Raw genomic sequence first — 24,183 nt, 5'->3', positions numbered from 1 at the left:
ACGTCCCTGCCTGTTCTGCTGCTCCGACCCTCCGGCGCGGCCATCCCCGTCGGGTGGCCGCGCCGCTGCACAACGGGAGATCCATTGACCAAGATCGCTAGACCGGGTGTCCCGTGGCTTGGCTGAAGTCGTCCGACAGCAGCAACCAACATCCGGCGGTGCTAGCCCCGTTGGCGTGGGAGAAAGGGCCGGATGACGACCTGGACGGCTGGGACCTCCGGCTACCAGCCGTCGCCGGCATCGCTTGGCTCTGCGCGACGTACTCCGCCGACCAGACCACCGACTACGTGGTGCCCGCAGCGACAGTCGCGCTCTACGGCGGCCCGCAGTGGCGCCGCCTCGCCGAGTGGGCGACCCGCGCCGGCATCTGGACCCCGCTCGCGGACGGTAGCTACCTGCTCGCCGACGACTCCGAACACCTGTTCCACATCCGCCTCAAGGCCGAACTGGAGTGGGAACGCAATCGCAAGAACGACAACGGCAACCCCGCCCTCACCATCCCGGTACGGCTGCGCGACGGCGATGCGTGCCGCTACTGCGGCCGAGTCGTCAACTGGGACGCCCGCAAGGGCGGTCTGGCCGGCACGTACGACCACCGCAACCCGGGCCGCAGCGCGGCCGGCCCGGACGACCTGGTGGTCGCCTGCAACCAGTGCAACGGCCGCCGCGGCAAGGACTCCCACCCGGAGCGGTGGCAGCTGCTCCCCACGCCCGCGAAGCCGTACTACGGGCAGATCACCGTGACGCACCTCGCGAAGCACGGCTACGACGTGCCGCTCTCCAGCGGCAAGCGGCCCACCGGCCTGCCCGGTGGACCCCGCATCGACGAAGCGCGACCCGACGACCAGCCGGACCCCGCGCTCCAGCAGCACCCGCGTCGACCCGGCACCCGGCCGGACCACGACGACCAGGGCGACCCGGCACCCGGCCGGACCACGCCCACCCGCCGCGAGCGCGCAGCCAGCCGCCCGCAACCCAGCGCGACCCCCACCGAGGGGCACCGCGCTCGCACCGTCAGCGCGACCCCACCACCGGGACACCGCGCTCACACCACCACCAGCGCGACCCCTGCCAAGGGACACCGCGCTTCGCGCGACCGGGCCGCTGGCCCGACACCGCGCAACCCGACCCAAGATCAACAGGTGCGGGGGAAGCCCATCGGCCGATCATCGGCCGATCCGGCAGAACCCAAGCCTCCAGGATCTGGAAAGCCCGGGTCGGGTCGGGACGGGTCGGGCGCTCCACCCCGCCCAGCCCAGACGAACCGCAAGCGAGGACGAAGAGCACCACGCTCCCGCCCCGCTCCCCCACGCACGCCGCCCGAGAACCCTTCGCAGCCATGATCGGTTGTACGGAGACAGCGGGGAGGTGGGCATGAGCGAGGGCTGGCAGGGCGGCAGCACCAGGAGGTGGCGCCGCACCCGCGCCTACGTGCTCACCCGGGATCTCGAACGGTGCCGGGCCCACGCCGACGGGTGGTGTGCACAGGTGGAGGGCGAACACCTGTGCACGGGCGTGGCCGCGCTGACTGGACCAGACGCTGGCCACGCCCACCACACCCTCGGCAAAGCGGTCACGGGCGACGACCCGCGGCACATCGTGGCGGCGTGCGCCCCGTGCAACCTCCACATCGGGGACCCAGCCAAGAGCAGCGACCCACCGAACAAGGCGGTCACCAGATGGATCTGACCATGGTCTACGTGTCCTGGGACGACGGCGGCGGGGCGGTACTCCGGTGCCACCAGCACGACGCCTGGGAGCTGCCTCTCGTCGGCGACAACGACACCGTGCCGAGAGTCGTCGAGCAGGCCGAGCAGCACGTCACCGAGGACCACCGCCCCACCATCGACGACCAGCTGATCGAGGTCACAGCGCCCAAGCCTGAGCTGTACGTGATCAACATGAGCACAGGCGAGGTGACCGGCGGACCAGAGCCGGGCATCGTCCAGCACTGGGACCGCGAGACGTTCGAGCTGGTCGTGCACGAGTACGCACCCGACTCATGCGAACGATGCAAGGAACTGCGGGACCTCGGCTTCGAGGACGCGCCATGATGAGTGGCGACTGTGACCGCGCGTCGGTCCTCGCATTCAGAATGGCGCGGCCTATCATTGCGCTCACGACCGCGAGCGCAGTCGAGTCGACGCGTGACCTGCGGTTTTCCCCATCGGGGGGCCCGGTGGACAGCCCGCCCTGTCCTTTTTCTCTCCCCCCGAGTTTCACGGCCCCACGTTTTTTCGCCATTCCGGGGCAATCGTGACTAATAGCAACAAAGCGGAATCGGCTATCGCCGCGTCGCTTGAAAGGGCGCTGGAATCGACGCCGCTACTCAAGCGCGACTCGGCGATCGCCGAGCTGGCCCGCGTGTACGCCCGTGAGCTGGACGCCCTGTTCACCCGGTTGGGCGAGGACGAGGCCACCGACTCGGCCACGCACCACAAGCGGGTGATCACGGAGATCGACATCATGGGCCGCCGCCTGGAGGCCGTGCTCGATCGACTCGGCATGTCCCCCGGCGCGCGGCCGGCCGTTCGTGGTGGCGGAGAGGGGGAATCAGGTGACCCAGGCACTCGCGCCCTCGACGAGCTCCGAGCCGACGCCGCAGCCGGTACCGCTGGGGTCGATTACGCCGCGGCTGTGGACCCGGCCGTTACGGCCGCTGACGCCGGAGACTAGCTACGGCTTCCGGGTCATCTGGTTCGCCGCGTTCATCCTGCGTGAGCCGCTGGATCCGTGGCAGCAATGGGCCGTCATCCACCTGGGCGAGCTGCTCCCGAACGGGCGCCCGCGCTTCCGCCAGGTCTTGCTGCTCGTCGCACGCCAGAACGGCAAGACTCATTTGTGCAAAGTCTTGGCGCTCTACTGGCTGTTCGTCGAGCGGCAGGCCATGGTGTTCGGCACGTCGACGAACTTGGAGCAGGCCAAGGAGTCGTGGGAGCACACCGTCGAGACCGCCCAGCAGACGGAGGCGCTCGCGGCCCGGGTCAGCTCGGTACGCATCGGCAACGGCCAGCAGGTCCTCTCCACCACGGACCGGTGCCGGTACAAGATCGGCGCGGCCGACCGCAAGGGCGGGCGCGGTAAGACGATCCGGCGGGCGATCGGTGACGAGCTGCGCGAGCAGCACACCTGGGAGGCGTACAACGCGGTGACGTTCGCGACCAACGCGGTCGCGGACGCGCAGATCGTCTACATCACCAACCAGGGCGACGCCCGGTCGGTGGTGCTGGCGGCGCTGCGCCGCTCGGCGCTCGCCGGCGACGATCCGGCGCTGGGCATCCTGGAGTGGTCGGCGCCGCCCGGGTCGGCCGTGACCGATCCGGCCGCGTGGGCGGCGGCGAACCCGCAGCTCGGCCGGCGGATGGACCCGGCCGTCCTGGCCGGCCCGGCGGCCCGGGTGTCGCAGCCGGACGCGGACCCCGCCGAGCTGGCCGGGTTCAAGACCGAGGCGCTGTGCATGTCGGTCGACAAGTTGGATCCGGCGATCGACCCGGTCGCCTGGCAGGCGTGCCTGGACGTCGGGGATCTGGCCGAGCAGCGGGGCCGCCTCGCGGCGTGCATCGACCTGAACCCGGCCGGCACGCACGCGACCCTTGCGGTGGCGGCGGTGCTCGACGACGAGCGGGTGCGGGTGGAGACGGTGCACGAGTGGACCGGCCCGAGCGCGGCGATGGCGTTGGAGCGGGAGCTGCCCGGCTGGGTGCTCGCGGTCAAGCCGAAGGTGCTCGGGTGGTTCCCGGCGGGCCCGGCCGCCGCCGTGGCGTCCAAGGTGGCCGACCGCCGCAAGGAGGGCGTCTACAGCTGGCCGCCGCGCGGGGTGAAGGTCGCCGAGATTCGGGGCGAGACGCCCGCGGTCTGCCTGGGCCTGAGCAAGGAGATCGCGGCGAAGACGCTGGCGCACTCCGGTCAGGAGATGCTCGACGCTCAGGTGCTCAAGGCGGAGAAGGCCAAGCGCGGTGACGCCTGGGTGTTCACCCGCGCCGGCGGCGGCAACGTCGACGCCGTGTACGCGGTCGCCGGTGCTGCCCAGCTGGCCCGCACTCTGCCCAAGACCAGGAAGATTTCGCGTCATACTCGCGCCGCGCCGTAGATTATTCGACGCCACGCGCTGTGGCCGTAGATTCTTCGGCTCCGCGCCGTACACTGCTCGCCATGGGGTGGATCAAGGCGGCGGCGAGTCAGCTGCGCGACCTGCTGTCGCTGCCCCGGCCGCTGGTCCTGGATGAGCCGGCCAACGTCGAGTTCGACTCGACGCCGCGACCGATCGAGCAGGTGTTCGCCGCGCTGAACGCGGCCGGCACGGGCCGGGTCACCCGGGAAGAGGCGCTGTCGGTGGCGGCCGTGCAGAAGGGCCGCAACTCGCTCTGCTCGATCGCGACGCTACCGCTGCGCCAATACCGCAAACTGGACATCGTCCGCTCACCGTTCCTGGATCAGATCGACCCGGACGTCGCCAACGTCGTGACACTCAGCCAGACGATCGAGGACCTGGCGTTCGACGGCATCTCGTGGTGGCTGATCACCGCGCAGGACTTCCAGGGGTACCCGCTCGCGGCCCGGCACCTGGACGTGGCCACGGTGAGCCTGGATCCGCCGAAGGGCCAGCCGAACCCGTTTCCGTCTGGTCGGGACGCACGCGGTATCAAGATCGTGTGGGTGGCCGGGGTGGGCACGCCGGTGGACAAGGTGATCCGGTTCGACAGCCCGAACCCCGGCCTGCTGTCGGCGAACGCGCGGGCAATCCGGCGGGCGTTGCTGCTGGACCGGCTGGCGTCGACGTACGCCGACAACCCGAGGCCCTTGGACTGGTTCACCGACGGCGATGATCCGTCGTTCGAGCCGATGGACGACGACGAGATCGACGCGTTCCTGGCCGACTGGAAGGCGAGCCGCAAGCGTGGCTCCACCGGCTGGATCCCGGGCAACGTCAAGCGCGTCGACGCGAACGCGCCGTCGCCGGCGGAGCTGCAGCTGGTGCAGCTTCAGCAGCAGGTGACGCTGGAGATCGCCAACGGCCTCGGTGTGGACCCCGAGGACCTGGGCGTCAGCACCACGTCGCGCACGTACTTCAACGCGGCCGACCGGCGCATGACGAAGATCAATGAGACGTACGCGCCGTACATGACCGCGATCACGCAGCGGCTGTCCATGGGCGACGTGACTCCGCGCGGGAACACCGTGCGCTTCGACCTGTCGGACTACCTGAAGCCCGACCCGGCCGGGCAGGTCGCCTACTGGAAGGGCCTCTACGACATGAACGTGATCGATGAGGCGGAGATCCGCGCCGCCGCTGGCTGGTCCGGAGCGCCGCCGAAGCCGAAGGCGAAGCCCACCCCGCCCGCGCCGGCGGCCGAGGGCGAAGAGGAATCGGTCGACGCGGCCCGGCCGGCGGGCGTGACGTTCGCCGCCGACGACCAGGGTCCTGCGATGACGTTCGCCGGCGGGGACTTCGCCGGCGGTACTGAGCCGCCGCAGGTCGACGTCGAGCGACGCACCATCACCGGCCTGGCCGTGCCGTACAACAAGATCGCCAACAAGTACGGGCGTGGCTTCAGGTTCCTGCCCGGGTCGCTTCAGTACGCCGACGTGTCCCGGATCAAGCACCTGATGGACCACTACAAGCCGGTCGGCGTGCACGAGTCGGTCGCAGAGACCAAGGCCGGCCCGATCGTGAAGCTGCGGGTGCTCGACGGTCCCGAGGGCAGCCCGGCCAAGTTGGAGCGCGACCAGCTGCTCTACGACGCGGAGCACGGCCTCTACGACGGCTTGTCCATCGGCGTCGACTTCTCAATGAACCCGGACGACGGGGACGTCGAGTGGAACGAGAAAGACAAGGTCTACGACGTCAAGCGCGCTAGCTGGCGCGAGACGTCGTCGACGCCCATGCCTGCATTTGACGACGCGAGGGTCACGAAGGTGGCGGCGTCGCGAGGGAACGGAGACCGATCAATGCCATGTGCCACCTGCGGGCATGTCCACGCGGAGGGCGTGGCGTGCACCGCTCCCGACACCACGTCGAACACCCAGCCGGAGGGCCTGGCCCTCAACCAGGACCAGCTGACCGCGCTGCTGCGCCGCCCCGGCGCGATCCAGGCTCTGGTGGCGGCGCAGCAGCCGCAGCAGCCGGAGCGGCCGGCCACCCCGGACGGGGCGCTGGTGCTCTCCGCCGATCAAGTCGACGGGCTGATCCGCGCCGGCCAGCTGGGCGCGCTGCTCGGTGTGCCGCAGCTGACCCAGACCGCGCAGCAGGAGCCCGAGCGGCGCCCGACGGTCGACCCGACGCGGCGCTCCACGGTGACGGCCAGCGTGACCGAGGAGCTGCCGTACCGGTTCGACCGGGAGGGAAACCTGACCCGGGGGAAGTTCGACTTCTCCACGGACCTGATCGCCGGGTCGCAGGGTGACCCGAAGGCGCTGGAGCGGGCGCAGAACTTCATGCGCACCCAGTTCGACCAGATCCAGTCGGGTCAGTTCGACGTCGACCGCGCCGACACCACGGCGCTGAACCCGAACCGGCAGCGGCCGGACCTGTACGTCGACCAGCTGTCGTACCGCTACCCGGTGTGGGAGGCGATCAACAAGGGCACGCTGCCGGACTCGACGCCGTTCGTGCTGCCGAAGTTCAACACCGCGTCGGGTCTGGTCGCCGCGCACGCCGAGGGCGTCGAGCCGACCCCGGGCACGTACACCGCGACGTCGCAGACGATCACCCCGACCGCCGTGTCCGGCAAGGTCGAGGTGACCCGGGAGGCGTGGGAGCAGGGCGGTAACCCGCAGCTGTCCGGGATCATCTGGCGGCAGATGGTCAAGGCGTGGTTCGAGTCGCTGGAGGCATCGGCGGTCGCCGTGCTGGATGCGGCCACCCCGACCGCCATCGCGTTGACCGCCGGCGGCGGCACCACCGGGCAGACCCTCGCCTCGGAGCTGACCGCCGCGTTCGCGCGGTTGCAGTACGTCCGCGGCGGCTTCTCCATGACCGACATGTTCGCGCAGGTCGACCTGTACCTCGCGCTGACCGGTGCGAAGGACAACGACGGCCGCCCGCTGTTCCCGGCGCTCGGCCCGTCGAACACGAACGGGCAGTCCCGCACGCGGTGGCAGGCGATCGACGTCAACGGCGTCGTGGCGCTGCCGGCGTGGGCGCTGGCCGCGACCGGCGCGGTGGTGGCGTCCTCGTACCTGTTCGACCGGGAGGTCGTGCACGGCTGGGCCAGCGCGCCGCAGCGGCTCCAGTTCGAGTACCGGGTCGCGTACGTCGACGTGGCCCTGTGGGGCTACAAGGCGACGGCGATCACGGACATCAACGGCGTCCGCGAGATCACCTACGACCCGGTGCCGTGAGCCGGACCCGGACTGACCGAATCGAGCAGGAAGGCACACTGATGCCGCAGGATCAGACGCCGGCGCGGCCCGACAGCGCCATGCCGGATGAGACGCAGGACCCGGCTCTGCCGGTGACGCCGCCGGCCACCGCGCCGCCGGCCGCCACCGCGGCGGACGCTCGGGTGCGGGCGCTTGAGGCGGAGGTCGCCGAGCTGCGCGAGCAGCTGGCCACCGCCGACCGGGCGACCAAGCCGGGCAAGGCGACGGAGCCGCGGTTCACCTTCGCCGAGGGGCAGCGCGACGAGTTGGAGCGCACGGGCCGCACCGTCAGCCCGTTCACCGGCAAGCTGTACGTGGGCTCCAGCCCGGAGGACGCCCGCGAGGCCACGGCGGATGAGTACGCCAAGGCCAAGCCGCCGGTGAAGTCGACCACTGCGCCGGCGGCGAAGTCGGCCGGTGGCCGGTCCGCCTCGGGCCGCAGGCGCTGAGGGGTCGCGGCCGTGCCCTGGAAGCCTGACTACGTCACCGCGGCGCAAGCCGCGGCGTTCGTGCGCACCCCCGGCGTGAACGAGGCGGAGCTGGCGACCTGGTGCACGGCCGCGTCCCGGGCCATCGACAAGAAGACCAACAGGCAGTTCGGGAAGGTCGATGCGCCGGTCGCCCGGACGTACCGGCGCCCGGCCTCCTACGACGTGGTGTCGGGGCTGTGGCTGCTGGAGGTCGACGACGTCCAGGACGTCACCGGCATGACCGTCGGCGGTGTGGCGCTCGCGTCGAGCGGAGCGACGCTACTGCCCGACGACGCGGCGTTGGAGGGCAAGCCGTACGAGCGTCTCGGCTTCACCGACCTGCCCGACAGCCCGGTGGTCGTATCGGCGGTCTGGGGCTGGTCGGAGGTACCCGCTGGCGTGATCGGCGCGTGCAAGCTCCAGGTGTCGCGGTGGGACTCGCGCCGGGACTCGCCCTACGGCGTGGCCGGGTCACCCTCGGACGGGTCGGAGGTGCGCCTGCTGGCCCGCCTTGACCCGGACGTGTCGACGGCCCTTGCCGGTCTGTCCCGACGTCGACGGGTGGGCTGAGCCGTGGACGTGCAGGCCATCGCGGACGAGCTGGGCGACGCGCTGAAGACGATCGCCGGTCTGACCGTGCCGGAGTGGGGCGTGCAGCGGGTGTCCCCGCCGTTCGCGCTGATCCCCCTGCCGGACGGTGAGGGGATCACCTACGACCTGACGTACGGGCGCGGCGGGGACCGGATCGAGGACTGGCCGGTGCTGGTGCTGATCGACCGGCCGGCGCGGCCGGAGTCGCGGCGGGCCATCGCCGCGTACGCCGCCGGGTCCGGCTCGAAGTCGGTCAAGCAGGCCATCGAGGACCACACGTACACGTCCTGCGACACGGTGCGGGTGACCTCGTGTGAGTTCGACGTCGTCAGCTACCACGCCGTGGACTACCTGGCGGCGATGTTCCACCTCGACATCACAGGGAAGGGCGCATAGCCATGGGTTGGCAGCACGGCAGGTTCACGAACATCACCGTCGGCGGTGACGACATCTCGACCTGGACGAACACGTCGGAGATGACCCGGGGCGCGCAGTCCCACGATGTCACCGCGTACGGCAAGAACGCCGAGGTCCACGTCGGTGGCCTGAAGAACGGCCAGTTCACCTGCGGCGGTGTCTACGACAACACGGCCGCGACCGGCCCGCACGCGGTACTCAACCCCCTCGTCGGCACGGTCGTCGAGATCGTGCGCCAGCCCGAGGGGCCGGGCGTGGGCAAGCCGGAGCAGACGTTCGACGCGCTGCTGACGCAGTACGTGGAGACGAACCCGGTGGCCGACAACGTCACCTGGTCGGCGCAGTTCACCATCTCCGACGACATCGCCGACGCGGTCCAGGCGTAGGGGGATCTGACGATGGCGGTGGACAAGAGCGCGCTGTTCCGGCCGCGTTGCCCGGAGCAGGACGTCGAACTGCCCGGCGTGGGCACGGTACGGGTGCGGGGTCTGACCCGGGCCGAGGTGCTGGAGATCGGTAAGGGCGTCAACGACGGCAAGAGCATGGAGCCGTACTCGTTGTCGTTGGCGATGGTCGACCCGCAGCTGACCGAGGACGAGGTTCGGCAGTGGGTTCGGGTGGCCACCTTCGGCGAGCTGGAGCAGCTCAACCACGTCATCAACGAGCTGTCCGGGATCGCCGGGCGCGCCGACAAGGAGGCGTACAAAAGCCCTCCAGAGTGATCCCGGGCTGGAGTTCGACTTCTTCCTGGCCGAGAAGCTGGGGATGACGGTGGCCCGGATGCGGGCCGAGATGTCGAACGACGAGTACGTGCACTGGTCCATCTACTACGCGCGCAAGGCGCAACGCCGCCAGCTCCAGGAGCTGATGGCCCAGGGACAGCGGAGGTGAGCAGGGCGTGACGGAGCCGATCCGGGTGCAGGGCCTGGCCGAGTTCAACCGGTCGCTGCGCAAGCTCGACGCTGACGCGCCGAAGGGTCTGCGGCTGGCGCACAACGAGGCGGCGCAGATCGTGGTCGACGCGGCCCGGCCGTTGATGCCGCGCCGCTCCGGCCGCGCCCAGGCGGCCGTGAAGGCCCGCTCGACGCGCACCGCGACCCGGGTGTCGGCCGGGTCATCGCGGGCGCCGTACGTGCCGTGGTTGGACTACGGCGGTGAGGGCCGCCGCAAGGGCCGCCCGGCGTACCGGGAGTTCCGCAAGGGCGGCCGGTACGTGTACCCGGCGTTCCACGCCCACCGCGACGACGTCCAGGGCGCGCTGGAGGGCGCGTTGCTGAAGGTGGTCCGCTCGGCCGGGCTGGAGGTGGACTGACGTGGCGGGCAACGCGGTGACTCTCACCTTCGCCGGCGATGCGACGGCTTTGCAGAAGGCGTCGGACCGGGCGAAGGCGGCCACGGAGAGCGTGGGCGACGCGGCGCAGCGGGTCAGCAAGCAGACCGACCAGGCCGGGGCGTCCACGGCCGCGTACGGCGACCGGATGACCCGCCTCGGTGCCAGCGCCGCCGGCATGTCCGCGGCGATCGGCGACGCCGGCGGCACCGTCTCGGCGCTGTCCGCGTTGCAGAACCGGGGCGCGGACCGCGCCCAGGCGCAGGCCCGCGCCCTGGCCGACGTCGAGCAGGCCAGCCTGGACGCCGAGCAAGCCCTCGGTGACCTGAAGCAGGCGCAGCTGGACCTCAACCAGTCGCAGGTCGACGCGAAGCAGGCCGGCGCCGACGCCGAGCAGGCGATCCTCGACCAGAAGCAGGCCGCGATCGACGCCCGGGTCGCCCAGCAGGACTACGCCGCCGCGGTCAAGGAGCACGGCAAGAACTCGGTCGAGGCCCGGCAGGCCGCCCAGGATCTGTCCCAGGCGCAGCTGGACCTCAAGCAGGCCGGCATTGACAGCGAGCAGGCCCAGGTCGACCTGGCCCAGGCCACCGAGGACGGCGCGCAGGCCGGCCGGGACATGGCCCAGGCCAGCCGCGACGCGAAGGACGCGCAGCTCAACCTCAACGACGCGCAGCGCGCCGCCGACCCGTCGACCCTGTCCAGGTGGGGCACGGAGATCGAGCTGGTGTCCACGGCCGCCCTCGGGCTGGTCGGCACGGCGAACCTGCTGGCGATGGCGAACAACGCGGTGTCCCTGTCGTCGATCAGGGCGGCCGCGGCGGGCACCGCGGCGAAGGCCGCCGCGCTGGCCGGCGCCGCGGCCACCGGTGTTGCCACCGCCGCGCAGTGGGCGTGGAACGTAGCCATGTCGGCGAACCCGATCGGCCTGGTCGTCCTCGCCGTCGGCGCGCTGGTCGCGGCGATCGTCTGGGTGGCCACGCAGACGACCTGGTTCCAGGATCTGTGGCGCGCGATCTGGGGCAAGATCGGCGAGCCGGTCACCGCGGCGTGGAACTGGATCAAGCGCACCGGCGGGCAGGCTCTCGACTTCTACCTGTCGATGCCGGGCCGGATCGGGTCGGCGTTCACGAAGATCGGCGGCTACGTCAGCGCCCCGTTCCGGGCCGGCTTCAACGCCGTGGCGCGTGCGTGGAACAACACGGTCGGCAGGTTGCAATGGACGGTGCCCGGCTGGGTGCCCGGCATCGGCGGCAACAGCGTGGGCGCGCCGCACCTGCCCACGTTCCACTCCGGCGGACGGGTGCCCGGCACCCCGGGCACGCCGGTGCCGATCCTCGCCCTGGCCGGTGAGGAGATCGCGTCGCGCAGCGCCTCCGGCGGCGGCGAGGCGCGGATCGTCATCGACTCCGCCGGGGCGCAGCTCGACATTCTGCTGCTGGAGGTGCTGCGCCGGGCTATCTCGAACCGCGGCGGCAACGTCCAGGTCGTGCTGGGCGGCGCGAAGTGACCGCCCCGGCCGCCAACGCCCGCTTCCAGGTGAAGATCGAGCTGCACCTTGGGCCGGTCCTCGGCTGGGTGGACATCACCGCCGACCTACGCGGACCGGTGACCATCACCCGGGGCCGCACATCCGAGGGCAACCGGGCCGACCCGGGCCAGTGCGGGTTCCGGCTCGACAACCTGTCGGGGGACTACTCGCCGCGCAATCCGCTCGGCCAGTGGTACGGCTACCTGGGCCGCAACACGCCGGTGCGTGTGTCCGCCGGCCCGGTCAGCGGGGCGCTGGTAGGCCGCTTCTACGGCGAGATCGCGTCGTGGCCGCCCGGCTGGAACATCAACGGCAGAGTCCGGTACGTCGACGTCGACGCCGCCGGGATCCTGCGCCGTCTCGGGCAGGGCGAGCAACCGGAATGGTCGCCGATCCGCCGCACCGCCCAGGCGGGCACGCCGCTGCTGGCGTACTGGCCGCTGGAGGACGAAGCCGACGCCACGGAAGCCGCCTCCGCGGTCACCGGGGTGGCGCCGATGCGCCGCGCGGGCACCGTGGCGTTCGCCGCCGGCGACGTCAACGTGTCCACCGCCGGCACCATCCGCTGGGGCACGCTACCGCTGCCGTCCCTGACCGCCGCCGGTAGCCTCACCGGGCAGGTGCCAATCGGCGTGTCCACACCGGTGGCGTGGTCGGTGCACCTGTTCTGGCAGTCCGTCGGCGGCACCGACGACAACCTGGTGCTGGTCGGCTGGGGCGCCGCCCCGGGCGGCACCTACGTGCGATGGGAACTCGTTCAGGACCGCGGCGGCGTGGACGGCACCTACCTGGTGGGCTACTCGATCACCGGGACCGCGACGGTGGTGTGGAGCACCGCGACGACGTTCGCCGGCCCCGCCGACCTGGTGATCTCCGCCGTCCAGTCCGGCGGGAACATCAGCGTCACGGTCAAGTTCGGCACCCTGTCGTCGAGCGCGTCGGTGGCCGGCACGCTGACCCGGATCACCACGGTCGCACTGAATCCCAACCTGGCGACCTTCGCCGCCGCCGACGACTTCATCGTCGGGCACCTGCGGATCTGGGACACCGCCGCGGTCTCGCCGATGACGTACGGCGAGCTGCAGTCGTACCGCGGCGAGACGGCGACCGCCCGACTGGCCCGGGTGTGCGCAGAGGCGGGTATCCCCCTGACCGGCACCGCGACGCCGTCGGAGACCCTCCTGGGCCCACAGCCCGTCGCCACGCTGGAAGACCTGCTCGACGAGACAGTGCAAGCCGACGCGGGCATGCTCTTCGAGCAGCGCGGCACGCTCGGGCTGGCCTGCCGGACGCGGGCGAGCCTCTACAACCAGACACCCGTCGACGTGCCGTACACGCGGCTGATCCCGCCGTTCGCACCGGTCGACGACGCCAGCCGGGTCCGCAACGACGTGACGGCCAAGCGCACCGGCGGCAGCTCGGCACGGTCGGTGCAGACCACCGGCCCGCTGGCCGCCGTGCCACCACCGGCCGGGGTTGGCGTGTACCGAACCGAGGTCGAGCTGAACCTGTTCGCGGACGGACCCCTGCCAGATCACGCGGCGTGGATCCGGCACCTGGGCACCGTCGACCAACCGCACTACCCGTCGGTGTCGGTGCAACTCGCCGACGCGGACTGGCAGGCGGACCTGCCGGGGACCGCCGCGCTGCTCGCCGCGGACAGCGGCGACGTGCTGCGGGTGCCGACGCTGCCCTCGTGGGCGGCCGGTGACGCACGCCTGCTCGTGACCGGATACACCGAGACGGTCGACGAGTGGCTGTGGCAGATGACCTTCACGGGTGCGCCAGCGCAGCCGTGGGACGTCGCCGAGGCCGACGGCGAGCAACGCGCCCCGGCCGACGGGTCGACGCTCGGCACCGGTGGCCTGTCCTCGTCGGGCATGAGCTTCCTGCTGACCTCGACCGCCGCCAACGGCGTATGGACGACCGACCCGTCGAGCTTCCCGCTCGACGTCCGGGTGGGCGGGGAACGCCTCACGCTGTCCGGGATCTCCGGCACGACCAGCCCGCAGACCGCCGCCATCTCCGCCCGCGGTGTCAACGGGGCACAGCGAGCATGGCCCGCCGGCACTGAAGTGAACGTGTGGCAACCCGCAGTAGCGGCGCTGTAGGAGAGGACCCCCGATGTCTGTCCATACCGGCGACTATCTGACCCCCGCCCGGCTGAACACCCGCAGCGTGCGAGCCCGCCGCTCGACCACCCTGTCGTTGACGTCCGGCACCATCACGGGCGTCACCTTCGACACCGAGGACTGGGACAACGCGGCCATGTTCGCACCCTCGTCGACCGTGATCACCCTGCCCGTCGCCGGCCTGTGGGCCTTCGCGGCGTTCGGCGCGTTCACCTCCAACGCCACCGGCCTACGGCGGCTACTCATCGACGTCAACGCCACCTCCACCTACCCGTACATCGACTCCCGGCCAGCGGTGTCCGGCGACAACACACACGTCACCCTCACCGACACGCACGTCGCCGCCGCCGGCGACACCCTCCAACTATTCGCACACCAAACCAGCGGCAGCACCTTCAACCTGCTCGCCAACTGCCGCCTCGCAGCCTGGCTGATCGAGTCCTGAGGGAGGCATCGTGACCCGTGCAGCGAACATGCAGGCGCTGACCGACGACGTCAAACGCCAGTGGCCCGGCGTCGTCGTGTACGGCATCGGCGACGCGGCACACAAGGCCAGCGCGTCCGGGCACAACGAGGACGACACCCCCGGCAGCCGGCCCGAGCTGGAGGACGCCGACAACCGGCCGGAGCACCGCGCCATCGACATCATGCTCGGCCCGAAGTTCACCAAGGCCGACGCCGACGCCCTGGTGGCCCGGCTGGTCGCCGACCCGAAGGCCCGAGCCCGGCTCTACTACGTCATCTGGAACGGCTACATCTGGTCTCGGTCCAACGGGTGGCGCAAGACGAAGTACACCGGTGCCGACCAGCACACCGGCCACGTCCACGCCTCGGGGTGGGCGGCCGACGATGAGAACGCCGGCCCGTGGCCCGCCGTGGCCGCAAGGACATCTTCAACCAGCAGCACGGAGGACGACATGACTGCGAAGGCCAGCAGCATCATTGAGGCGTGGGGTGTCGGCGACCCGTCCGTGGAGCCGGTGAAGTGGCGCATCCGCGACGAGGCGTGGCAGAAGCGCACCGACGCCACCCTCGCCGCTGTGCTCGCCGCGGCGAAGGGCCTCGACACCAAGGCGATTCTCGACCGCATCGACCAGGTGGCCGCCGTCGAGTCGGAGCGTGACGCCGCCCTGGTCGAGCTGGTCCGCCGCGCTGGCACGGGCGAGCTGACCGCCGAACAGGTCGTCGACGAGCTGGCCGCGCGCCTGGTCGCCGGCGACGATCCGGCGTCGTGACCGTGCGTGAAGATCGAACGCGTCATCAGGATCGCACTGGATCTCGGGTGCATCCTGGTGGGACTCGGGGGGATCGTCCATCAGACCGTGCTCGTGCCGCCGGGGCAGGCGTCCGAGGCGCTGCTGGTCACGTTCGTGTCGGTGCTCGGGATCCCGGCCGGGGTGGGCCTGTTGTCGCTGCGCAGCAGTGGCGGTACTACGACAGCGTCCGGTCCATCGCCGTCTCCGGCGCCGGACTCGCCGCCGCCACCGTCATCATCTCCATCGCCAACGCCGTCCGGGGCGGCTGAACCATGACGTTCCGCGGCTGGCAGACCCTGATCGTCGCCCTGGTCGCCGCGCTCGGCGCCGGGCTCGCGTCGATCGCGTACACGAACGCGTCCGCGCGCGAGTCGGAACGCAAGTGGTGCGGCGTCGTCACGACCTTGGACGACGCGTACGAGGTGACCCCGCCGCAGACGCCGGCGGGCCGGAAGATCGCCGAAGACATCGCCCGCCTGCGGGCCGACTTCGGCTGCCCATGAGGAGGCTCAATGTTCACCCGCACGTTCTGGAAGGCCACCGTCGAGCGCGCCGGTAAGTCCGCCGCGCAGGCCCTGCTGGGCCTGTGGGCCCTCGACGGGTTCAACGTGTTGCACGCTGACTTCCCGCTCGCCGGCGGCGTCGCGGCCGGCGCCGCGCTGCTGTCGGTGCTCACGTCGATCGTGTCGGCCGGCGCGGGCGAGCCCGACTCGCCGAGCCTCGTCGGAGGCGAGCAGTAGCATCGGATCCGCCTGGTACGAACGACAGCGCCCCGACCGCCTCAGAGGCGGGGTCGGGGCGCTGTCGTTGGCCTCTGCCTTGTGGGTGCCGCTCATCGGCTCCGCTGGCACAGAGCCGCGTACGCCTCGGCGAGCGCGGCGTCCACGGTGCCCGGCGCCCATGCCTGCCCGCATCCCAGGACCGCTCGGGCTTGTGCATCTTCCCGGCTGAGCTTGGGTGCCCCGGCGGGGGCGATCTTCAGATAGGCATCGTATGGGTCGGCGGCGGCCGTCGAGGTGGTGACGGGCTGGTCCGCCGGTCCGGTCTGGTCGAGGTAGAGGACGGTGCCGGCGATCCCAGCACCGAGGACGACCACGGCGGCACCGATCATGATGGGAGTTCGGGTCATCGCCGCACCGTACGCAGTGGAGTCAACTCGGGCTGTCAGGTACGCGACCGGACTCGCGTGTCGGCTAGGAACGGCAGCGCCCCCGCTCACTTCGGTGAGCGGGGGCGTTTTCGCGGTGCGTGTTGGATGCCATACTGCCTGTATGACTGCTGGTGGCTGGCGACTGAATCCCCCGGAGCACGTTCTGGCGCTCGGTTGGCGTCAGCGGGTCCGCCGAGCCTGGGCGTGGTTGACGCGCCGGGTCACCGCGAGGTCGTGAGTTTGCACTGCACCTGACCTGCGCCGCGCTCCCGGGCGCGTTTCTCGCCGTCGGCGATCTCGCAGCGGAACATGTCGGTGCGGTGGCCGGTCGCGGTAATGGTGATCTCGATCTTCAGCCCCGACGTGTAGTCCAGTGTCTGCTTGTACTCACCGCCCGCGATCTTGTCGCGGGTGTGGTCGCCTCGCGCCTCGCCGGCCTTCGCAGCCCGTACGTACACGTCGTAGGGGCCGGTGGCCTCGGTGATGCGGATGGTAACGGTGCGCTGAGCTTTCGGGTCGACGGCGCGGTCGCCGGCAGGCCGATCGCTCTTCACGCCGCCTTCGCCCTCGCAGGCGAGCGCCGCGGCGATCGCGAGGACGAACGCCAGGGCCTTGACGGTGCGGCGTGTTCGGTGAGGATGGTGCATGGGTCAGACCTCCCGTGTCTGATCAAGGCCCTGGGGCGGCGGTTGCGTCGCCGTTCCCGGGGCCGTCCAATCTGGGGCGGATCAGGTGCGCGTACGCGGCCGGGCCCGCCGCGCCGGCGCCGTGACAGTGGCGCGGGGCGCGGCGACCTCACGGAGCCCGGCGTGCTGGACGTACAGCTCGCGTTTCTCCAGGGCATCGCCGGTGGGTCCGAGGACGTACCCGGTGAGCCAGATCCAGCCCGGGTAGGTGGGCCGGTCGTCGACGCTGATCACCCGGACCCGCAGTGCGCGACTGTCGGCGAACTGCACGCTGCACGCTTCGCCGACATGGACCACGGTGCCGGGTGTGGGGATTATCGGATCCAGCCGACGATCCGGTCGTACAGCTCGTCCAGGTCGTCGCCGGGCCGCTCCGCCGCGGCGATGTGGTACAGGGCGCCGACGTGCATCGACAGTCCGATCCGGTCACGGCGGTACGCCTCCAAGAGACGCACCTGAGCCGGCGCGCACGGCCAGGGCGTGCCGGGCTCGTCGCAGGTCTGGCACTCCCACTCCGGCCGGCGGGGCACGTGCTCGTCGGCCAGGCGGGCCTCCAGCGCGTCCAGCTCGCGGATGGCCTGCTGGTAGCGGGCCTCGGAGGCGGCGCGGACGCTGGACGGCGTTTCGGCCATCATGCCGACGGCCCGTCGTAGAGATGCGCGGCCCGCCGCCGCGCCGCCAGGTCGCGTAGCCGCTGCTGCGCGGCCTGCCGGTCGGCGGCTTCCCAGGTCCGGCCGGCGGAGGGCTCGCAGCGGGGCCACCGGCGGGTGAATCGGTTGATCAGGTTGCGCCACATCGACGTCCCCTCAACGGTGGTTTGCGTACGCAAACCTCTACCCTGAGTGTGCGCACGATCCGGGGTGTCCGTCAAGCTTCTGCGTACGCATACTGGTGACTGATCGACCGCTCGGGACGGGAGGCAGACCTGATGCCCATGGGCTACCGCGAGATCGCCGCCGCGCTGCGCAGCGCGATCGAGGCCGGCACCCACCAGCCAGGCGACCGGCTGCCGACGGAGCAGGCTCTCGCCGCGGAGTACGACGTGTCCCGCGAGACGGTGCGCCGGGCGCTCGCCGCGCTCAAGACCGCCGGCCTCGTAACCACGGCGACCAGCCAGGGCACGATCGTCGCGCGGCCGCCGGTGCGGGTGACCCTCACTCACTACGCCGGCGCGGTCGACCCGAGCCGCCCGGGCCGGGAGCTGGGCCCGTGGGAAACCGCCTGCGCGGAGCAGGGCGTGCCGTCGCGGGTGGAAGTGACGGGTGTCGGCCGGGAGCCGGCGCCGGCGGACGTGGCGCGGCGCCTGGAGCTGCCGCCCGACGCCGAGGTGGTGCACCGCCGGCGGCTGATGCACGCCGGTGACGACCTGGCGCAGTTGCAGGATTCCTGGATCCCGGTGGACGTCGCCGCCGGCACCGCGCTGGAGCACAGCGCCAAGGTCGTAGGCGGTCTCTACGCCGCGCTGACCGCCGCGGGCATAGAGCTGGCCACTGCGACGGAAGAGGTCGCCGGTCGTGGCCCGACCACGGACGAGCAGGAGCAGCTGGATCTGCCGGACGCGGGCATGGTGCTGGAGACCTGGCGGACAACCCGGGATCGCGCCGGCCGTCCAGTGGAGCTCCTGCGGTCCGTTGCCGACGCACGCCGGGTCGCTCGCGTCTACGACCGGATGCCGCTCGGCTGAGGCGCCAGGGTCAGTGCGTCGGGGGCGGGCTCCCATACAGCCGGTCCATCTCCTCGAGGAGCCGCTGCCGCTCGTACTCACGCCGCTCCAACTCGGTGGCCGGCCGCCACGTCCGTGCCGGCGACGTCGGCGGCGGCTGCAGCTGCGGCGCTGCGGCGCCGATCGCCATGAGGAGCAGTCCGGCCAGGATGGTCGCCAGCGCGAGCTGCACGGCGACGATCTGGCGGAACCCCGCACTCGACTCCCCCGCACTCTCGATCATCAGTCAGCAACTCTCTGCACCCTAGAAAGGCTAGATATCTAGGGCAAGCAGGCCGTTGATGCGGCGATTCGCACATGGTGTGATCCCTGGGCCCAACCCACGGAGATCACGATCCGATGCCCGCCCGCCGGCTGACGTACGAGCAGATTGCTGACGACCTCGCAGCTCGCATCGCCGCCGGTGAGTACCCGCCACACACCTCACTGCCGAGCATGCGCGAGCTGGCCCTGCTCTACTCGGTGTCCGTCCCCACGATCCAGAAGGCGCACATCGTGCTACGTCAGCGCCGCCTGACGTACGGAGTGCCGGGTGCGGGGGTGTTTGTGGAGGATCGCGACTCGTGGCGCGTCCAGTGATATCGGGCAGCGGCCCGCCCGCGCGCGTGACTACAGGCATCAATCTCACGATTACGCACGGTAATCGGAATTAATTCGGTGATACGTCGGCCCCGTCACGGTCGGTCGCTCATATCACAACGATGATCCACATCTCCGCTGACCGATTGGCCCTGGGCCGGTTGGGCCGTCGAGACTCCACCGGTCGGCCCTCCCGTCTCGTCCACGGGACGTTGTCTGATGGTCCTCCCCCGATGATCACCATCACCAAGGGAGCCCCGTATGCCCGACCATGCTGTTGTGTTCGTGCCCGCATCCCTCGCCACCCCAGAGGCTTTCTCCGCTGCCGCCACGCCCTGCATCGAGCGTGTGGAGGCCTGCGGGTACGTCTTCGGCGGCGTTGTCCGTACGTGGGACGATGCGCTGCGGATGATGCGCTCCGGCCGGGCTGATGTTGTGGTGGTCGCCAGTCGCGCGCTGTTGCCTCATGACCGGCGTCCGCGCGTGGAGGCGGCGACTGACCCGGTGCGGGCCGCCGAGTCGGCGAGTCGCCACGTGGTGCCGCCGGAGGTGATGCGCCAGCAGCTGCGCCGGCCGCGCCGGATCCGCTAGCCCGACACAGCAGCGCCCGGGATCATCCATGCAGGGGAGGATGAACCCGGGCGCCGGCGTTATCCGCTCAGATCGGCAGCGGGAGCGCGGTCACCGCGGCCCGCTTGGCCCCGCCGGCGACCGCCACGTAGACCTGCGTCGTCGTCGGGCTGGCGTGGCCGAGCAGCTCCTGCACCACCCGGATGTCGCCACCGGCCGCCTGGTGGACGTACGTGCCGTACCAGTGGCGCAACCGGTGCATGGTGACACCACGGTGGCGCAGTCGGGACTGCAGGTAGAAGTTCGCCCGCTCTCGGACCTGCCGGCGATCCGCCCGGGCTGACCCGTCTGGAGTCCGGGCGATCGGTCCTCGAGGTAGGTCGACGACGGAGGCCCACACCGCGGGGTGGGTGGGCACGATCCGCTCCCGGCCGCCCTTGCCGTAGATCCAGGTGTCCGTCTCGGTGATGTCCTCGCGGTCCACGCGCGAGATCTCGATGCACCGCATGCCTTGGCCCGAGGCCATCAGGTACCACGTGCGGTACGGCTCTCGCGCCCGGAGGAGGATGTCGCCGAGCTGCTGGTGAGTGACGGGCCGGGGTGCGCGGGCCCGAACGTTGGCGGCGGGCAGGTGCTGGGCCGGGTTGTAGTCCAGCCACGGATCGGAGTCCCGGGTCGCCCAGCTGTAAAAGGCGACAGCGGCGGCCCGGTAGAGCGCCGTGGTGGCCGGCTTTCGGTCGCCGGCGTAGATCTGCTCGCGCAGCTCGTCGGTGCACGCGTAGGCCAGGCCCTCGGGCAGGGTGCGGTCCAGCCGGCAGAGCAGGTCGCTGTACGTCTCGATCGTGGTGGTCGCGCGGCTGAGATCGCGCAGATGCCGGACGAACGCGTCAAGCATCTCGTGCGAGTGCGGCGCGCGAGCGGCTGTGATCATGATCATGTGGTGGTCCCCCCGGACGACGACAGGGTGTCGATGGTGTGCCGGTGCGGCGGGGTGCGGCTATCGGCCGGCGGGCCGGTGGATCGGCGAGGGCCGGCGCCTGGTCGGCGGCACGGGGGATACCGGGCGGATGCTGTTGCGGCTGGGTCGGCTCTTCGGCCGGGAGGGTTCGGTGCGCGTCGGGGACGTGGCCCGGACGGGTGAGTCAGCCGAACGATTGTTAGGACGCACCTTAGCTGAGGGCAGCAGGTCGACGACGGTGACGCCGAGCACGTTTGCGATGCGCGCGAGGTCGTCGACGTCGAAGGCGGTATCCCCCGACATGCGCCTCGCCAGGTACGACTGCGTCATTCCGAGCGTGCGCGCGAGCTTGCTGGCGGAGATGCGTTGCCGGGCCAGCAGCACGCGAATCTCTTCGGCGACGAGCTCGCGCATCGGGGTCGCGGTCCCCGCAGCGTTGTCACTCATGGCGTGATTCTGACGCGCTGAGCGAGTAACAGCAAGCCTAGGCGCCATGATCCTTCATCCACGTGCGTGAATAACTCGCTCAGCGACTTGACGCTAAGTCGCTGAGCGAGTAGAAATACCGCCATGCGAACAAGTGCGTCGCCTAGCGATGGAACCGCCACCGACGTTGGCCGTCGGGTCCTCGAAGAGATGGACCGGCAGTGCATCCGGCAGACCACCGTGGCGGTGCGCCTCGGGATCTCCCAGCAGGCCGTCTCCCGCCGGATCCGCGGCGTCGTCCCGTTCAACGTGTCCGAGCTCGAAGAGATCGGGCGTCTGCTGGGCGTACCGGCCGCCCAGTTCCTGTCCCCGTCGCTCAGCCCGGTCGCATGAGCCCGCGCCCGTCTCCGTGGACGCCGGCTCCGGCACCAGGCCCTCGCCCCAGTGCGCCGGTCAGCCCGCGTCCACAGCCCCGGCCGCAGCCGCAGCCGAGGCCGGGTCGCGCCGTGGCGCTGGCCGCGCAGGCGATCGCGCTGATCGCGGCCGGTCTGGTCCTGGTCGTCGCCACGGTCACCGCGCCGGCTCCGCCGTCGGCGGAGCCGCTGCGGATGTGGCTGCGTCCGGCGACCGCCGAAGAGCGGCGCGAGTACGAGCGGCAGCGGCTGCACGAGGAGATGGACCGGATCCAGCAAGAAGGGGTCACGGCGCTCCACACGCCGTGACCCCAGATCTCTACCCGCAACCAACCCAGTCAGGAAGGACGGTCGAGATGACCAACGTACCGACTCCAGCGCAGGACGCGCTCGCCGCGGTAACGCCGGTGCGTCTGCCGGAGCTGCCGCACTGCGCCAACCGGTCGACGACCCGCTACGAGATCCGCCGGCCGGTCGCCCCCGACCTCGACGCCAGGGTGCTCGGCGACCTGGTCGGCACGGTCAACCTGTGCGCCGAGCACTCCGGCCCGGCGGCGAGCATCATCACCGCGGCCGGCTTCACGCCCTTCGGTCTGACCCAGGACGTCCGCAACCGCCCGTGCGGCTCCGGCGTGGACTTCACCGACGCTGAGCCGGTGTCGCTTGCCGACCGCCGCCGCGCTCAGGTCCGCGCCGAGGCCAAGCCGGTCGCCCAGGTATCGGCGGCGCACGTGCCGGTCGCGGCGGCGCCCGCCAACCAGCCGGCGCGGATCCGGATCGCTCGGGCGAACATGCTCCGCGAGATCTCCCGGCTCTGCTTCGCGGTAGACGACCCGGCCCTGCCCGCACCCCGCATCGTCCGCTTCACCGCCGACGAGGCGATCAACGTGGAGCTGGACACCCCGACCGACGCGGCGGAGTGGGCCGTCGTGCTCGGCGTGGCCGCCGACGCGAAGACCGAGGAAACGGTCGACCTGGCCGGCGACCGGTGGCTGATCTACACCGTGCACGCGACCTGGCGCGGCTTCCCCATCACCGTCGCCGCCTGCATCCGCCCGGCCCAGCAGCGGGAAGCGGCCTCGGCATGACCGTCAAGCTGACGGTCCAGCAGGCGCTGGAGCGGATGGAAGAGCGTCGGCGCTGCGTGTCGCCCGAGGGCCGGGCCATGCTCGCCGCCGCCGTGCAGATCGATCACGACTGGGCGCTGCCGTGCAGCAGCGAGGACCTGCTCATCGCTGCGGTCGCGGAGATGTCCGTCAAGGATCTGGAGGCCGCGAACCTGCTCGTGCAGTCCCTCCAGTCGGCGATCACGGTCGCTCTGATCAAGCACGACGCGGCTCGCGACACCGAGACCCGGGACGGTGGCGCGTGATCGCCGGGATCGCCCAGGGCATCCGGGACGCCGCTCCGGAGGTCGGCGGGCTGCTCGTCACCGTGCTGCTGGTCGCGCTGGTCGCGTGGCTGTGCCGCAGGCACGACGTGCGGGTGGCGCAGCGGCGACGGGAAGAGCGCGCCGCTCGCCGGCGTGCCCTGCGTACGTCGGCCGTGCTCCCGCCGGTGTCCGGGGCGTGGGGCGTACTGCCGCCGCCGGCGGATCCGTGGCCGGACACCGACGAGGGCGACCTGGTCCTGTTGACCGTGCTCGACGTGTCCCCGGCGGGTGTCCGGTGACCGCCGCGGTGACCGTGCTGGCGCGGGTGCCGGGGCAGGCCGGCCCGCCGGCGATCGAGCAGACCGACGACGACGGCCGCGAGCGGTGGCAGCTGATCGACGCGGCGAAGACCGGCGACCGAGAGGCCTTCGCCGAGCTGTACCGGCTGTACCACCCGATGGTCTGCAAGGTGATCCGCAGGCGTGTCGGCGATCACCACCTGACCGAGGACCTGGCAGCAGACACGTTCGTGCGCGCTCTGCGCAGCATCGACCGCGTGACCTGGCTGGGCCGTGACCCGGGCGCCTGGTTCGTGACGATCGCCCGGAACCTGTCCGTCGACCACTTCAAGTCGGGCCGGTACCGCCTGGAGCGCCCGACCGACGTCGCCGAGTACGGCGCGGATCGCGTCGACCGCACGCCGGAGGGCCGCCCCGACCAGCTGGTCGTCGACCACATCACGAACCTGACGCTGCTCACCGCAGTGCAGCAGCTCAACCCGGAGCAGCGCAAGTGCATCGTCCTGCGCTTTCTGCAGGGCCTGTCCGTCGCCGAGGTGGCGGCCGAGATGGGCAAGAACGAGGGCGCGGTCAAGGCGCTCCAGTACCGGGCCACCCGGGCGCTCGCCCGACTGCTCCCCACCGGCTTCGAGACCCCGGAGGTCCCCCGATGAAGCTCGACATCTACGCCGTGACCAGTCTGGTGATCGGCGCGCTCATCGCCGGCGGGATCCTCGGTGCCCTGGTCACCGGACTCGGTGCCCGTGCCCGGCAGCTCGACGACGGTGAACGCGCCGGCGCCGCGTACCGGGAGCTGCGCGACGTCGCGCTGCACTGCGCGAACCCCGCCGACGTCCCCAAGCTGATGCGGCAGGCGGCGGACATCTGGGACCAGTGGCGGCCCGACGGGCTGCACCTGGCCGCCTTCTACCGCAACCA

The 24,183-nt window shown here is 71.2% G+C and carries 37 protein-coding genes and 1 pseudogene; 30 read left to right on the top strand and 8 right to left on the bottom strand.

The features are described 5' to 3' along the window. Positions 1–113: 113 nt before the first annotated feature. The 20 genes from O7620_RS31660 (at position 114) to O7620_RS31565 (ending at position 15,829) form a co-directional block, all read left to right on the top strand. Positions 114–1,343 carry a hypothetical protein gene (locus O7620_RS31660; RefSeq protein WP_278121042.1) on the top strand — a complete coding sequence of 410 codons (1,230 nt, stop codon included), beginning with the start codon at positions 114–116 and terminating at the stop codon, positions 1,341–1,343. Positions 1,344–1,374: 31 nt separating this feature from the next. Beyond that, positions 1,375–1,689 (top strand): hypothetical protein, encoded by a 315-nt coding sequence (locus O7620_RS31655; RefSeq protein WP_278121039.1) that lies wholly within the window; start codon positions 1,375–1,377, stop codon positions 1,687–1,689. Next, entirely contained in the window at positions 1,680–2,054 is a 375-nt protein-coding gene (locus O7620_RS31650) for a hypothetical protein (protein WP_278121037.1), read from the top strand. The genes O7620_RS31655 and O7620_RS31650 overlap by 10 nt, the downstream gene beginning before the upstream one ends. Before the next feature lie 202 nt (positions 2,055–2,256). Beyond that, the gene (locus O7620_RS31645; protein WP_278121035.1) at positions 2,257–2,676 is read left to right on the top strand and encodes a hypothetical protein; all 420 of its coding nucleotides are present in this window, start codon (positions 2,257–2,259) and stop codon (positions 2,674–2,676) included. Next, positions 2,558–4,090, top strand: a complete 1,533-nt coding sequence (locus tag O7620_RS31640) for a terminase (RefSeq protein WP_278121034.1) — start codon at positions 2,558–2,560, stop codon at positions 4,088–4,090. The genes O7620_RS31645 and O7620_RS31640 overlap by 119 nt, the downstream gene beginning before the upstream one ends. Before the next feature lie 62 nt (positions 4,091–4,152). Further along, complete coding sequence (locus O7620_RS31635; protein ID WP_278127302.1) at positions 4,153–7,341, top strand: phage portal protein; 3,189 nt, start codon at positions 4,153–4,155, stop codon at positions 7,339–7,341. Positions 7,342–7,382: 41 nt separating this feature from the next. Then, positions 7,383–7,811: a hypothetical protein gene (locus tag O7620_RS31630; RefSeq protein WP_278127300.1), complete on the top strand. Its 429-nt coding sequence runs from the start codon at positions 7,383–7,385 to the stop codon at positions 7,809–7,811. A gap of 12 nt (positions 7,812–7,823) precedes the next feature. Next, complete coding sequence (locus O7620_RS31625) at positions 7,824–8,402, top strand: hypothetical protein (protein ID WP_278127299.1); 579 nt, start codon at positions 7,824–7,826, stop codon at positions 8,400–8,402. Between the two features lie 3 nt (positions 8,403–8,405). Next, positions 8,406–8,819: a hypothetical protein gene (locus O7620_RS31620; RefSeq protein WP_278127297.1), complete on the top strand. Its 414-nt coding sequence runs from the start codon at positions 8,406–8,408 to the stop codon at positions 8,817–8,819. Between the two features lie 2 nt (positions 8,820–8,821). Then, positions 8,822–9,226: a hypothetical protein gene (locus O7620_RS31615; RefSeq protein ID WP_278127295.1), complete on the top strand. Its 405-nt coding sequence runs from the start codon at positions 8,822–8,824 to the stop codon at positions 9,224–9,226. Between the two features lie 12 nt (positions 9,227–9,238). Continuing rightward, positions 9,239–9,562 carry a hypothetical protein gene (locus O7620_RS31610; RefSeq protein WP_278127294.1) on the top strand — a complete coding sequence of 108 codons (324 nt, stop codon included), beginning with the start codon at positions 9,239–9,241 and terminating at the stop codon, positions 9,560–9,562. A gap of 43 nt (positions 9,563–9,605) precedes the next feature. Then, positions 9,606–9,731, top strand: coding sequence for a hypothetical protein (locus O7620_RS31605; protein ID WP_278127293.1), 126 nt, complete (start codon positions 9,606–9,608; stop codon positions 9,729–9,731). 7 nt (positions 9,732–9,738) lie between these two features. Further along, a complete protein-coding gene (locus O7620_RS31600) occupies positions 9,739–10,152 on the top strand; it encodes an HK97 gp10 family phage protein (protein WP_278127292.1) in 414 nt (137 codons plus the stop codon). Position 10,153: 1 nt separating this feature from the next. After that, complete coding sequence (locus O7620_RS31595; RefSeq protein WP_278127290.1) at positions 10,154–11,680, top strand: hypothetical protein; 1,527 nt, start codon at positions 10,154–10,156, stop codon at positions 11,678–11,680. After that, positions 11,677–13,812, top strand: a complete 2,136-nt coding sequence (locus O7620_RS31590; protein WP_278127289.1) for a hypothetical protein — start codon at positions 11,677–11,679, stop codon at positions 13,810–13,812. Before O7620_RS31595 ends, O7620_RS31590 begins: the two co-directional genes overlap by 4 nt. Positions 13,813–13,825: 13 nt before the next feature. Beyond that, positions 13,826–14,278, top strand: a complete 453-nt coding sequence (locus O7620_RS31585) for a hypothetical protein (RefSeq protein WP_278126773.1) — start codon at positions 13,826–13,828, stop codon at positions 14,276–14,278. Positions 14,279–14,288: 10 nt separating this feature from the next. Then, complete coding sequence (locus tag O7620_RS31580) at positions 14,289–15,068, top strand: hypothetical protein (RefSeq protein ID WP_278126771.1); 780 nt, start codon at positions 14,289–14,291, stop codon at positions 15,066–15,068. Between the two features lie 6 nt (positions 15,069–15,074). After that, complete coding sequence (locus O7620_RS31575) at positions 15,075–15,365, top strand: hypothetical protein (protein ID WP_278126770.1); 291 nt, start codon at positions 15,075–15,077, stop codon at positions 15,363–15,365. Continuing rightward, positions 15,362–15,592 (top strand): hypothetical protein, encoded by a 231-nt coding sequence (locus O7620_RS31570; protein WP_278126769.1) that lies wholly within the window; start codon positions 15,362–15,364, stop codon positions 15,590–15,592. Before O7620_RS31575 ends, O7620_RS31570 begins: the two co-directional genes overlap by 4 nt. Positions 15,593–15,601: 9 nt before the next feature. After that, the gene (locus O7620_RS31565; protein ID WP_278126768.1) at positions 15,602–15,829 is read left to right on the top strand and encodes a holin; all 228 of its coding nucleotides are present in this window, start codon (positions 15,602–15,604) and stop codon (positions 15,827–15,829) included. Between the two features lie 92 nt (positions 15,830–15,921). Here O7620_RS31565 and O7620_RS31560 read toward each other — a convergent pair whose 3' ends face one another. The 5 genes from O7620_RS31560 to O7620_RS31540 all read right to left on the bottom strand — a co-directional run bounded on the left by O7620_RS31560 (position 15,922) and on the right by O7620_RS31540 (position 17,721). After that, on the bottom strand, positions 15,922–16,218 hold the full coding sequence (locus O7620_RS31560; RefSeq protein WP_278126766.1) for a hypothetical protein: 297 nt from the start codon (positions 16,216–16,218) through the stop codon (positions 15,922–15,924). Between the two features lie 242 nt (positions 16,219–16,460). Beyond that, the gene (locus O7620_RS31555; RefSeq protein ID WP_278126764.1) at positions 16,461–16,886 is read right to left on the bottom strand and encodes a hypothetical protein; all 426 of its coding nucleotides are present in this window, start codon (positions 16,884–16,886) and stop codon (positions 16,461–16,463) included. An 81-nt stretch (positions 16,887–16,967) separates the two neighbouring features. Next, the gene (locus O7620_RS31550; protein WP_278126763.1) at positions 16,968–17,222 is read right to left on the bottom strand and encodes a hypothetical protein; all 255 of its coding nucleotides are present in this window, start codon (positions 17,220–17,222) and stop codon (positions 16,968–16,970) included. 17 nt (positions 17,223–17,239) lie between these two features. After that, positions 17,240–17,560 (bottom strand): hypothetical protein, encoded by a 321-nt coding sequence (locus O7620_RS31545; protein WP_278126761.1) that lies wholly within the window; start codon positions 17,558–17,560, stop codon positions 17,240–17,242. Beyond that, positions 17,557–17,721: a hypothetical protein gene (locus O7620_RS31540; RefSeq protein ID WP_278126759.1), complete on the bottom strand. Its 165-nt coding sequence runs from the start codon at positions 17,719–17,721 to the stop codon at positions 17,557–17,559. Before O7620_RS31540 ends, O7620_RS31545 begins: the two co-directional genes overlap by 4 nt. 132 nt (positions 17,722–17,853) lie before the next feature. On the opposite strand from O7620_RS31540, the gene O7620_RS31535 reads away from it, so the two are divergent. After that, complete coding sequence (locus O7620_RS31535) at positions 17,854–18,609, top strand: GntR family transcriptional regulator (protein WP_278126758.1); 756 nt, start codon at positions 17,854–17,856, stop codon at positions 18,607–18,609. A gap of 10 nt (positions 18,610–18,619) precedes the next feature. Here O7620_RS31535 and O7620_RS31530 read toward each other — a convergent pair whose 3' ends face one another. Continuing rightward, positions 18,620–18,871, bottom strand: coding sequence for a hypothetical protein (locus O7620_RS31530; RefSeq protein ID WP_278126756.1), 252 nt, complete (start codon positions 18,869–18,871; stop codon positions 18,620–18,622). A 116-nt stretch (positions 18,872–18,987) separates the two neighbouring features. On the opposite strand from O7620_RS31530, the gene O7620_RS31525 reads away from it, so the two are divergent. Both O7620_RS31525 and O7620_RS31520 read left to right on the top strand, forming a co-directional pair. Beyond that, on the top strand, positions 18,988–19,227 hold the full coding sequence (locus O7620_RS31525; protein WP_278126755.1) for a winged helix-turn-helix domain-containing protein: 240 nt from the start codon (positions 18,988–18,990) through the stop codon (positions 19,225–19,227). 261 nt (positions 19,228–19,488) lie between these two features. Next, positions 19,489–19,818: a hypothetical protein gene (locus tag O7620_RS31520; RefSeq protein WP_278126754.1), complete on the top strand. Its 330-nt coding sequence runs from the start codon at positions 19,489–19,491 to the stop codon at positions 19,816–19,818. Positions 19,819–19,885: 67 nt separating this feature from the next. Here the strand turns inward: O7620_RS31520 and O7620_RS31515 are convergent, their stop codons facing one another. Beyond that, positions 19,886–20,734 carry a tyrosine-type recombinase/integrase gene (locus O7620_RS31515; RefSeq protein WP_278126753.1) on the bottom strand — a complete coding sequence of 283 codons (849 nt, stop codon included), beginning with the start codon at positions 20,732–20,734 and terminating at the stop codon, positions 19,886–19,888. 60 nt (positions 20,735–20,794) lie between these two features. Continuing rightward, positions 20,795–21,202 (bottom strand): helix-turn-helix domain-containing protein, encoded by a 408-nt coding sequence (locus O7620_RS31510; protein ID WP_278127287.1) that lies wholly within the window; start codon positions 21,200–21,202, stop codon positions 20,795–20,797. A gap of 123 nt (positions 21,203–21,325) precedes the next feature. Here O7620_RS31510 and O7620_RS31505 point away from each other — a divergent pair, with 123 nt between their 5' ends. The 7 genes and pseudogenes from O7620_RS31505 to O7620_RS31475 all read left to right on the top strand — a co-directional run. After that, the gene (locus O7620_RS31505; RefSeq protein WP_278121069.1) at positions 21,326–21,574 is read left to right on the top strand and encodes a helix-turn-helix domain-containing protein; all 249 of its coding nucleotides are present in this window, start codon (positions 21,326–21,328) and stop codon (positions 21,572–21,574) included. Positions 21,575–21,687: 113 nt separating this feature from the next. Then, a complete protein-coding gene (locus O7620_RS31500; protein ID WP_278121068.1) occupies positions 21,688–21,903 on the top strand; it encodes a hypothetical protein in 216 nt (71 codons plus the stop codon). 47 nt (positions 21,904–21,950) lie between these two features. After that, complete coding sequence (locus tag O7620_RS31495) at positions 21,951–22,682, top strand: hypothetical protein (RefSeq protein ID WP_278121066.1); 732 nt, start codon at positions 21,951–21,953, stop codon at positions 22,680–22,682. After that, the gene (locus O7620_RS31490; protein WP_278121064.1) at positions 22,679–22,966 is read left to right on the top strand and encodes a hypothetical protein; all 288 of its coding nucleotides are present in this window, start codon (positions 22,679–22,681) and stop codon (positions 22,964–22,966) included. Before O7620_RS31495 ends, O7620_RS31490 begins: the two co-directional genes overlap by 4 nt. Then, positions 22,963–23,265 (top strand): hypothetical protein, encoded by a 303-nt coding sequence (locus tag O7620_RS31485; RefSeq protein WP_278121062.1) that lies wholly within the window; start codon positions 22,963–22,965, stop codon positions 23,263–23,265. The genes O7620_RS31490 and O7620_RS31485 overlap by 4 nt, the downstream gene beginning before the upstream one ends. An 80-nt stretch (positions 23,266–23,345) precedes the next feature. Then, positions 23,346–23,918, top strand: a pseudogene (locus O7620_RS31480) (sigma-70 family RNA polymerase sigma factor); the annotation flags it as partial. Next, a partial coding sequence (locus tag O7620_RS31475; protein WP_278127286.1) for a hypothetical protein occupies positions 23,915–24,183 on the top strand: 269 nt, incomplete at its 3' end. The pseudogene O7620_RS31480 and the gene O7620_RS31475, both read left to right, overlap by 4 nt.

The sequence above is a fragment of the Micromonospora sp. WMMD710 genome (assembly GCF_029626045.1).
Classification (GTDB): domain Bacteria; phylum Actinomycetota; class Actinomycetes; order Mycobacteriales; family Micromonosporaceae; genus Micromonospora.
The sequence above is the reverse complement of the archived record's forward strand: the minus strand, read 5'-3'. Positions and strand labels throughout refer to the sequence as shown.

Bases quoted from the DNA above. Each gene is read 5' to 3' on its own strand.
- O7620_RS31655 (WP_278121039.1), top strand. From the start codon at position 1,375: ATGAGCGAGGGCTGGCAGGGCGGCAGCACCAGGAGGTGGCGCCGCACC.
- O7620_RS31650 (WP_278121037.1), top strand. From the start codon at position 1,680: ATGGATCTGACCATGGTCTACGTGTCCTGGGACGACGGCGGCGGGGCG.
- O7620_RS31635 (WP_278127302.1), top strand. From the start codon at position 4,153: ATGGGGTGGATCAAGGCGGCGGCGAGTCAGCTGCGCGACCTGCTGTCG.
- O7620_RS31630 (WP_278127300.1), top strand. From the start codon at position 7,383: ATGCCGCAGGATCAGACGCCGGCGCGGCCCGACAGCGCCATGCCGGAT.
- O7620_RS31615 (WP_278127295.1), top strand. From the start codon at position 8,822: ATGGGTTGGCAGCACGGCAGGTTCACGAACATCACCGTCGGCGGTGAC.
- O7620_RS31610 (WP_278127294.1), top strand. From the start codon at position 9,239: ATGGCGGTGGACAAGAGCGCGCTGTTCCGGCCGCGTTGCCCGGAGCAG.
- O7620_RS31605 (WP_278127293.1), top strand. From the start codon at position 9,606: ATGACGGTGGCCCGGATGCGGGCCGAGATGTCGAACGACGAGTACGTG.
- O7620_RS31585 (WP_278126773.1), top strand. From the start codon at position 13,826: ATGTCTGTCCATACCGGCGACTATCTGACCCCCGCCCGGCTGAACACC.
- O7620_RS31570 (WP_278126769.1), top strand. From the start codon at position 15,362: ATGACGTTCCGCGGCTGGCAGACCCTGATCGTCGCCCTGGTCGCCGCG.
- O7620_RS31565 (WP_278126768.1), top strand. From the start codon at position 15,602: ATGTTCACCCGCACGTTCTGGAAGGCCACCGTCGAGCGCGCCGGTAAG.
- O7620_RS31560 (WP_278126766.1), bottom strand. From the start codon at position 16,218: ATGACCCGAACTCCCATCATGATCGGTGCCGCCGTGGTCGTCCTCGGT.
- O7620_RS31555 (WP_278126764.1), bottom strand. From the start codon at position 16,886: ATGCACCATCCTCACCGAACACGCCGCACCGTCAAGGCCCTGGCGTTC.
- O7620_RS31545 (WP_278126761.1), bottom strand. From the start codon at position 17,560: ATGATGGCCGAAACGCCGTCCAGCGTCCGCGCCGCCTCCGAGGCCCGC.
- O7620_RS31540 (WP_278126759.1), bottom strand. From the start codon at position 17,721: ATGTGGCGCAACCTGATCAACCGATTCACCCGCCGGTGGCCCCGCTGC.
- O7620_RS31535 (WP_278126758.1), top strand. From the start codon at position 17,854: ATGCCCATGGGCTACCGCGAGATCGCCGCCGCGCTGCGCAGCGCGATC.
- O7620_RS31530 (WP_278126756.1), bottom strand. From the start codon at position 18,871: ATGATCGAGAGTGCGGGGGAGTCGAGTGCGGGGTTCCGCCAGATCGTC.
- O7620_RS31525 (WP_278126755.1), top strand. From the start codon at position 18,988: ATGCCCGCCCGCCGGCTGACGTACGAGCAGATTGCTGACGACCTCGCA.
- O7620_RS31520 (WP_278126754.1), top strand. From the start codon at position 19,489: ATGCCCGACCATGCTGTTGTGTTCGTGCCCGCATCCCTCGCCACCCCA.
- O7620_RS31515 (WP_278126753.1), bottom strand. From the start codon at position 20,734: ATGATCATGATCACAGCCGCTCGCGCGCCGCACTCGCACGAGATGCTT.
- O7620_RS31510 (WP_278127287.1), bottom strand. From the start codon at position 21,202: ATGAGTGACAACGCTGCGGGGACCGCGACCCCGATGCGCGAGCTCGTC.
- O7620_RS31505 (WP_278121069.1), top strand. From the start codon at position 21,326: ATGCGAACAAGTGCGTCGCCTAGCGATGGAACCGCCACCGACGTTGGC.
- O7620_RS31495 (WP_278121066.1), top strand. From the start codon at position 21,951: ATGACCAACGTACCGACTCCAGCGCAGGACGCGCTCGCCGCGGTAACG.
- O7620_RS31490 (WP_278121064.1), top strand. From the start codon at position 22,679: ATGACCGTCAAGCTGACGGTCCAGCAGGCGCTGGAGCGGATGGAAGAG.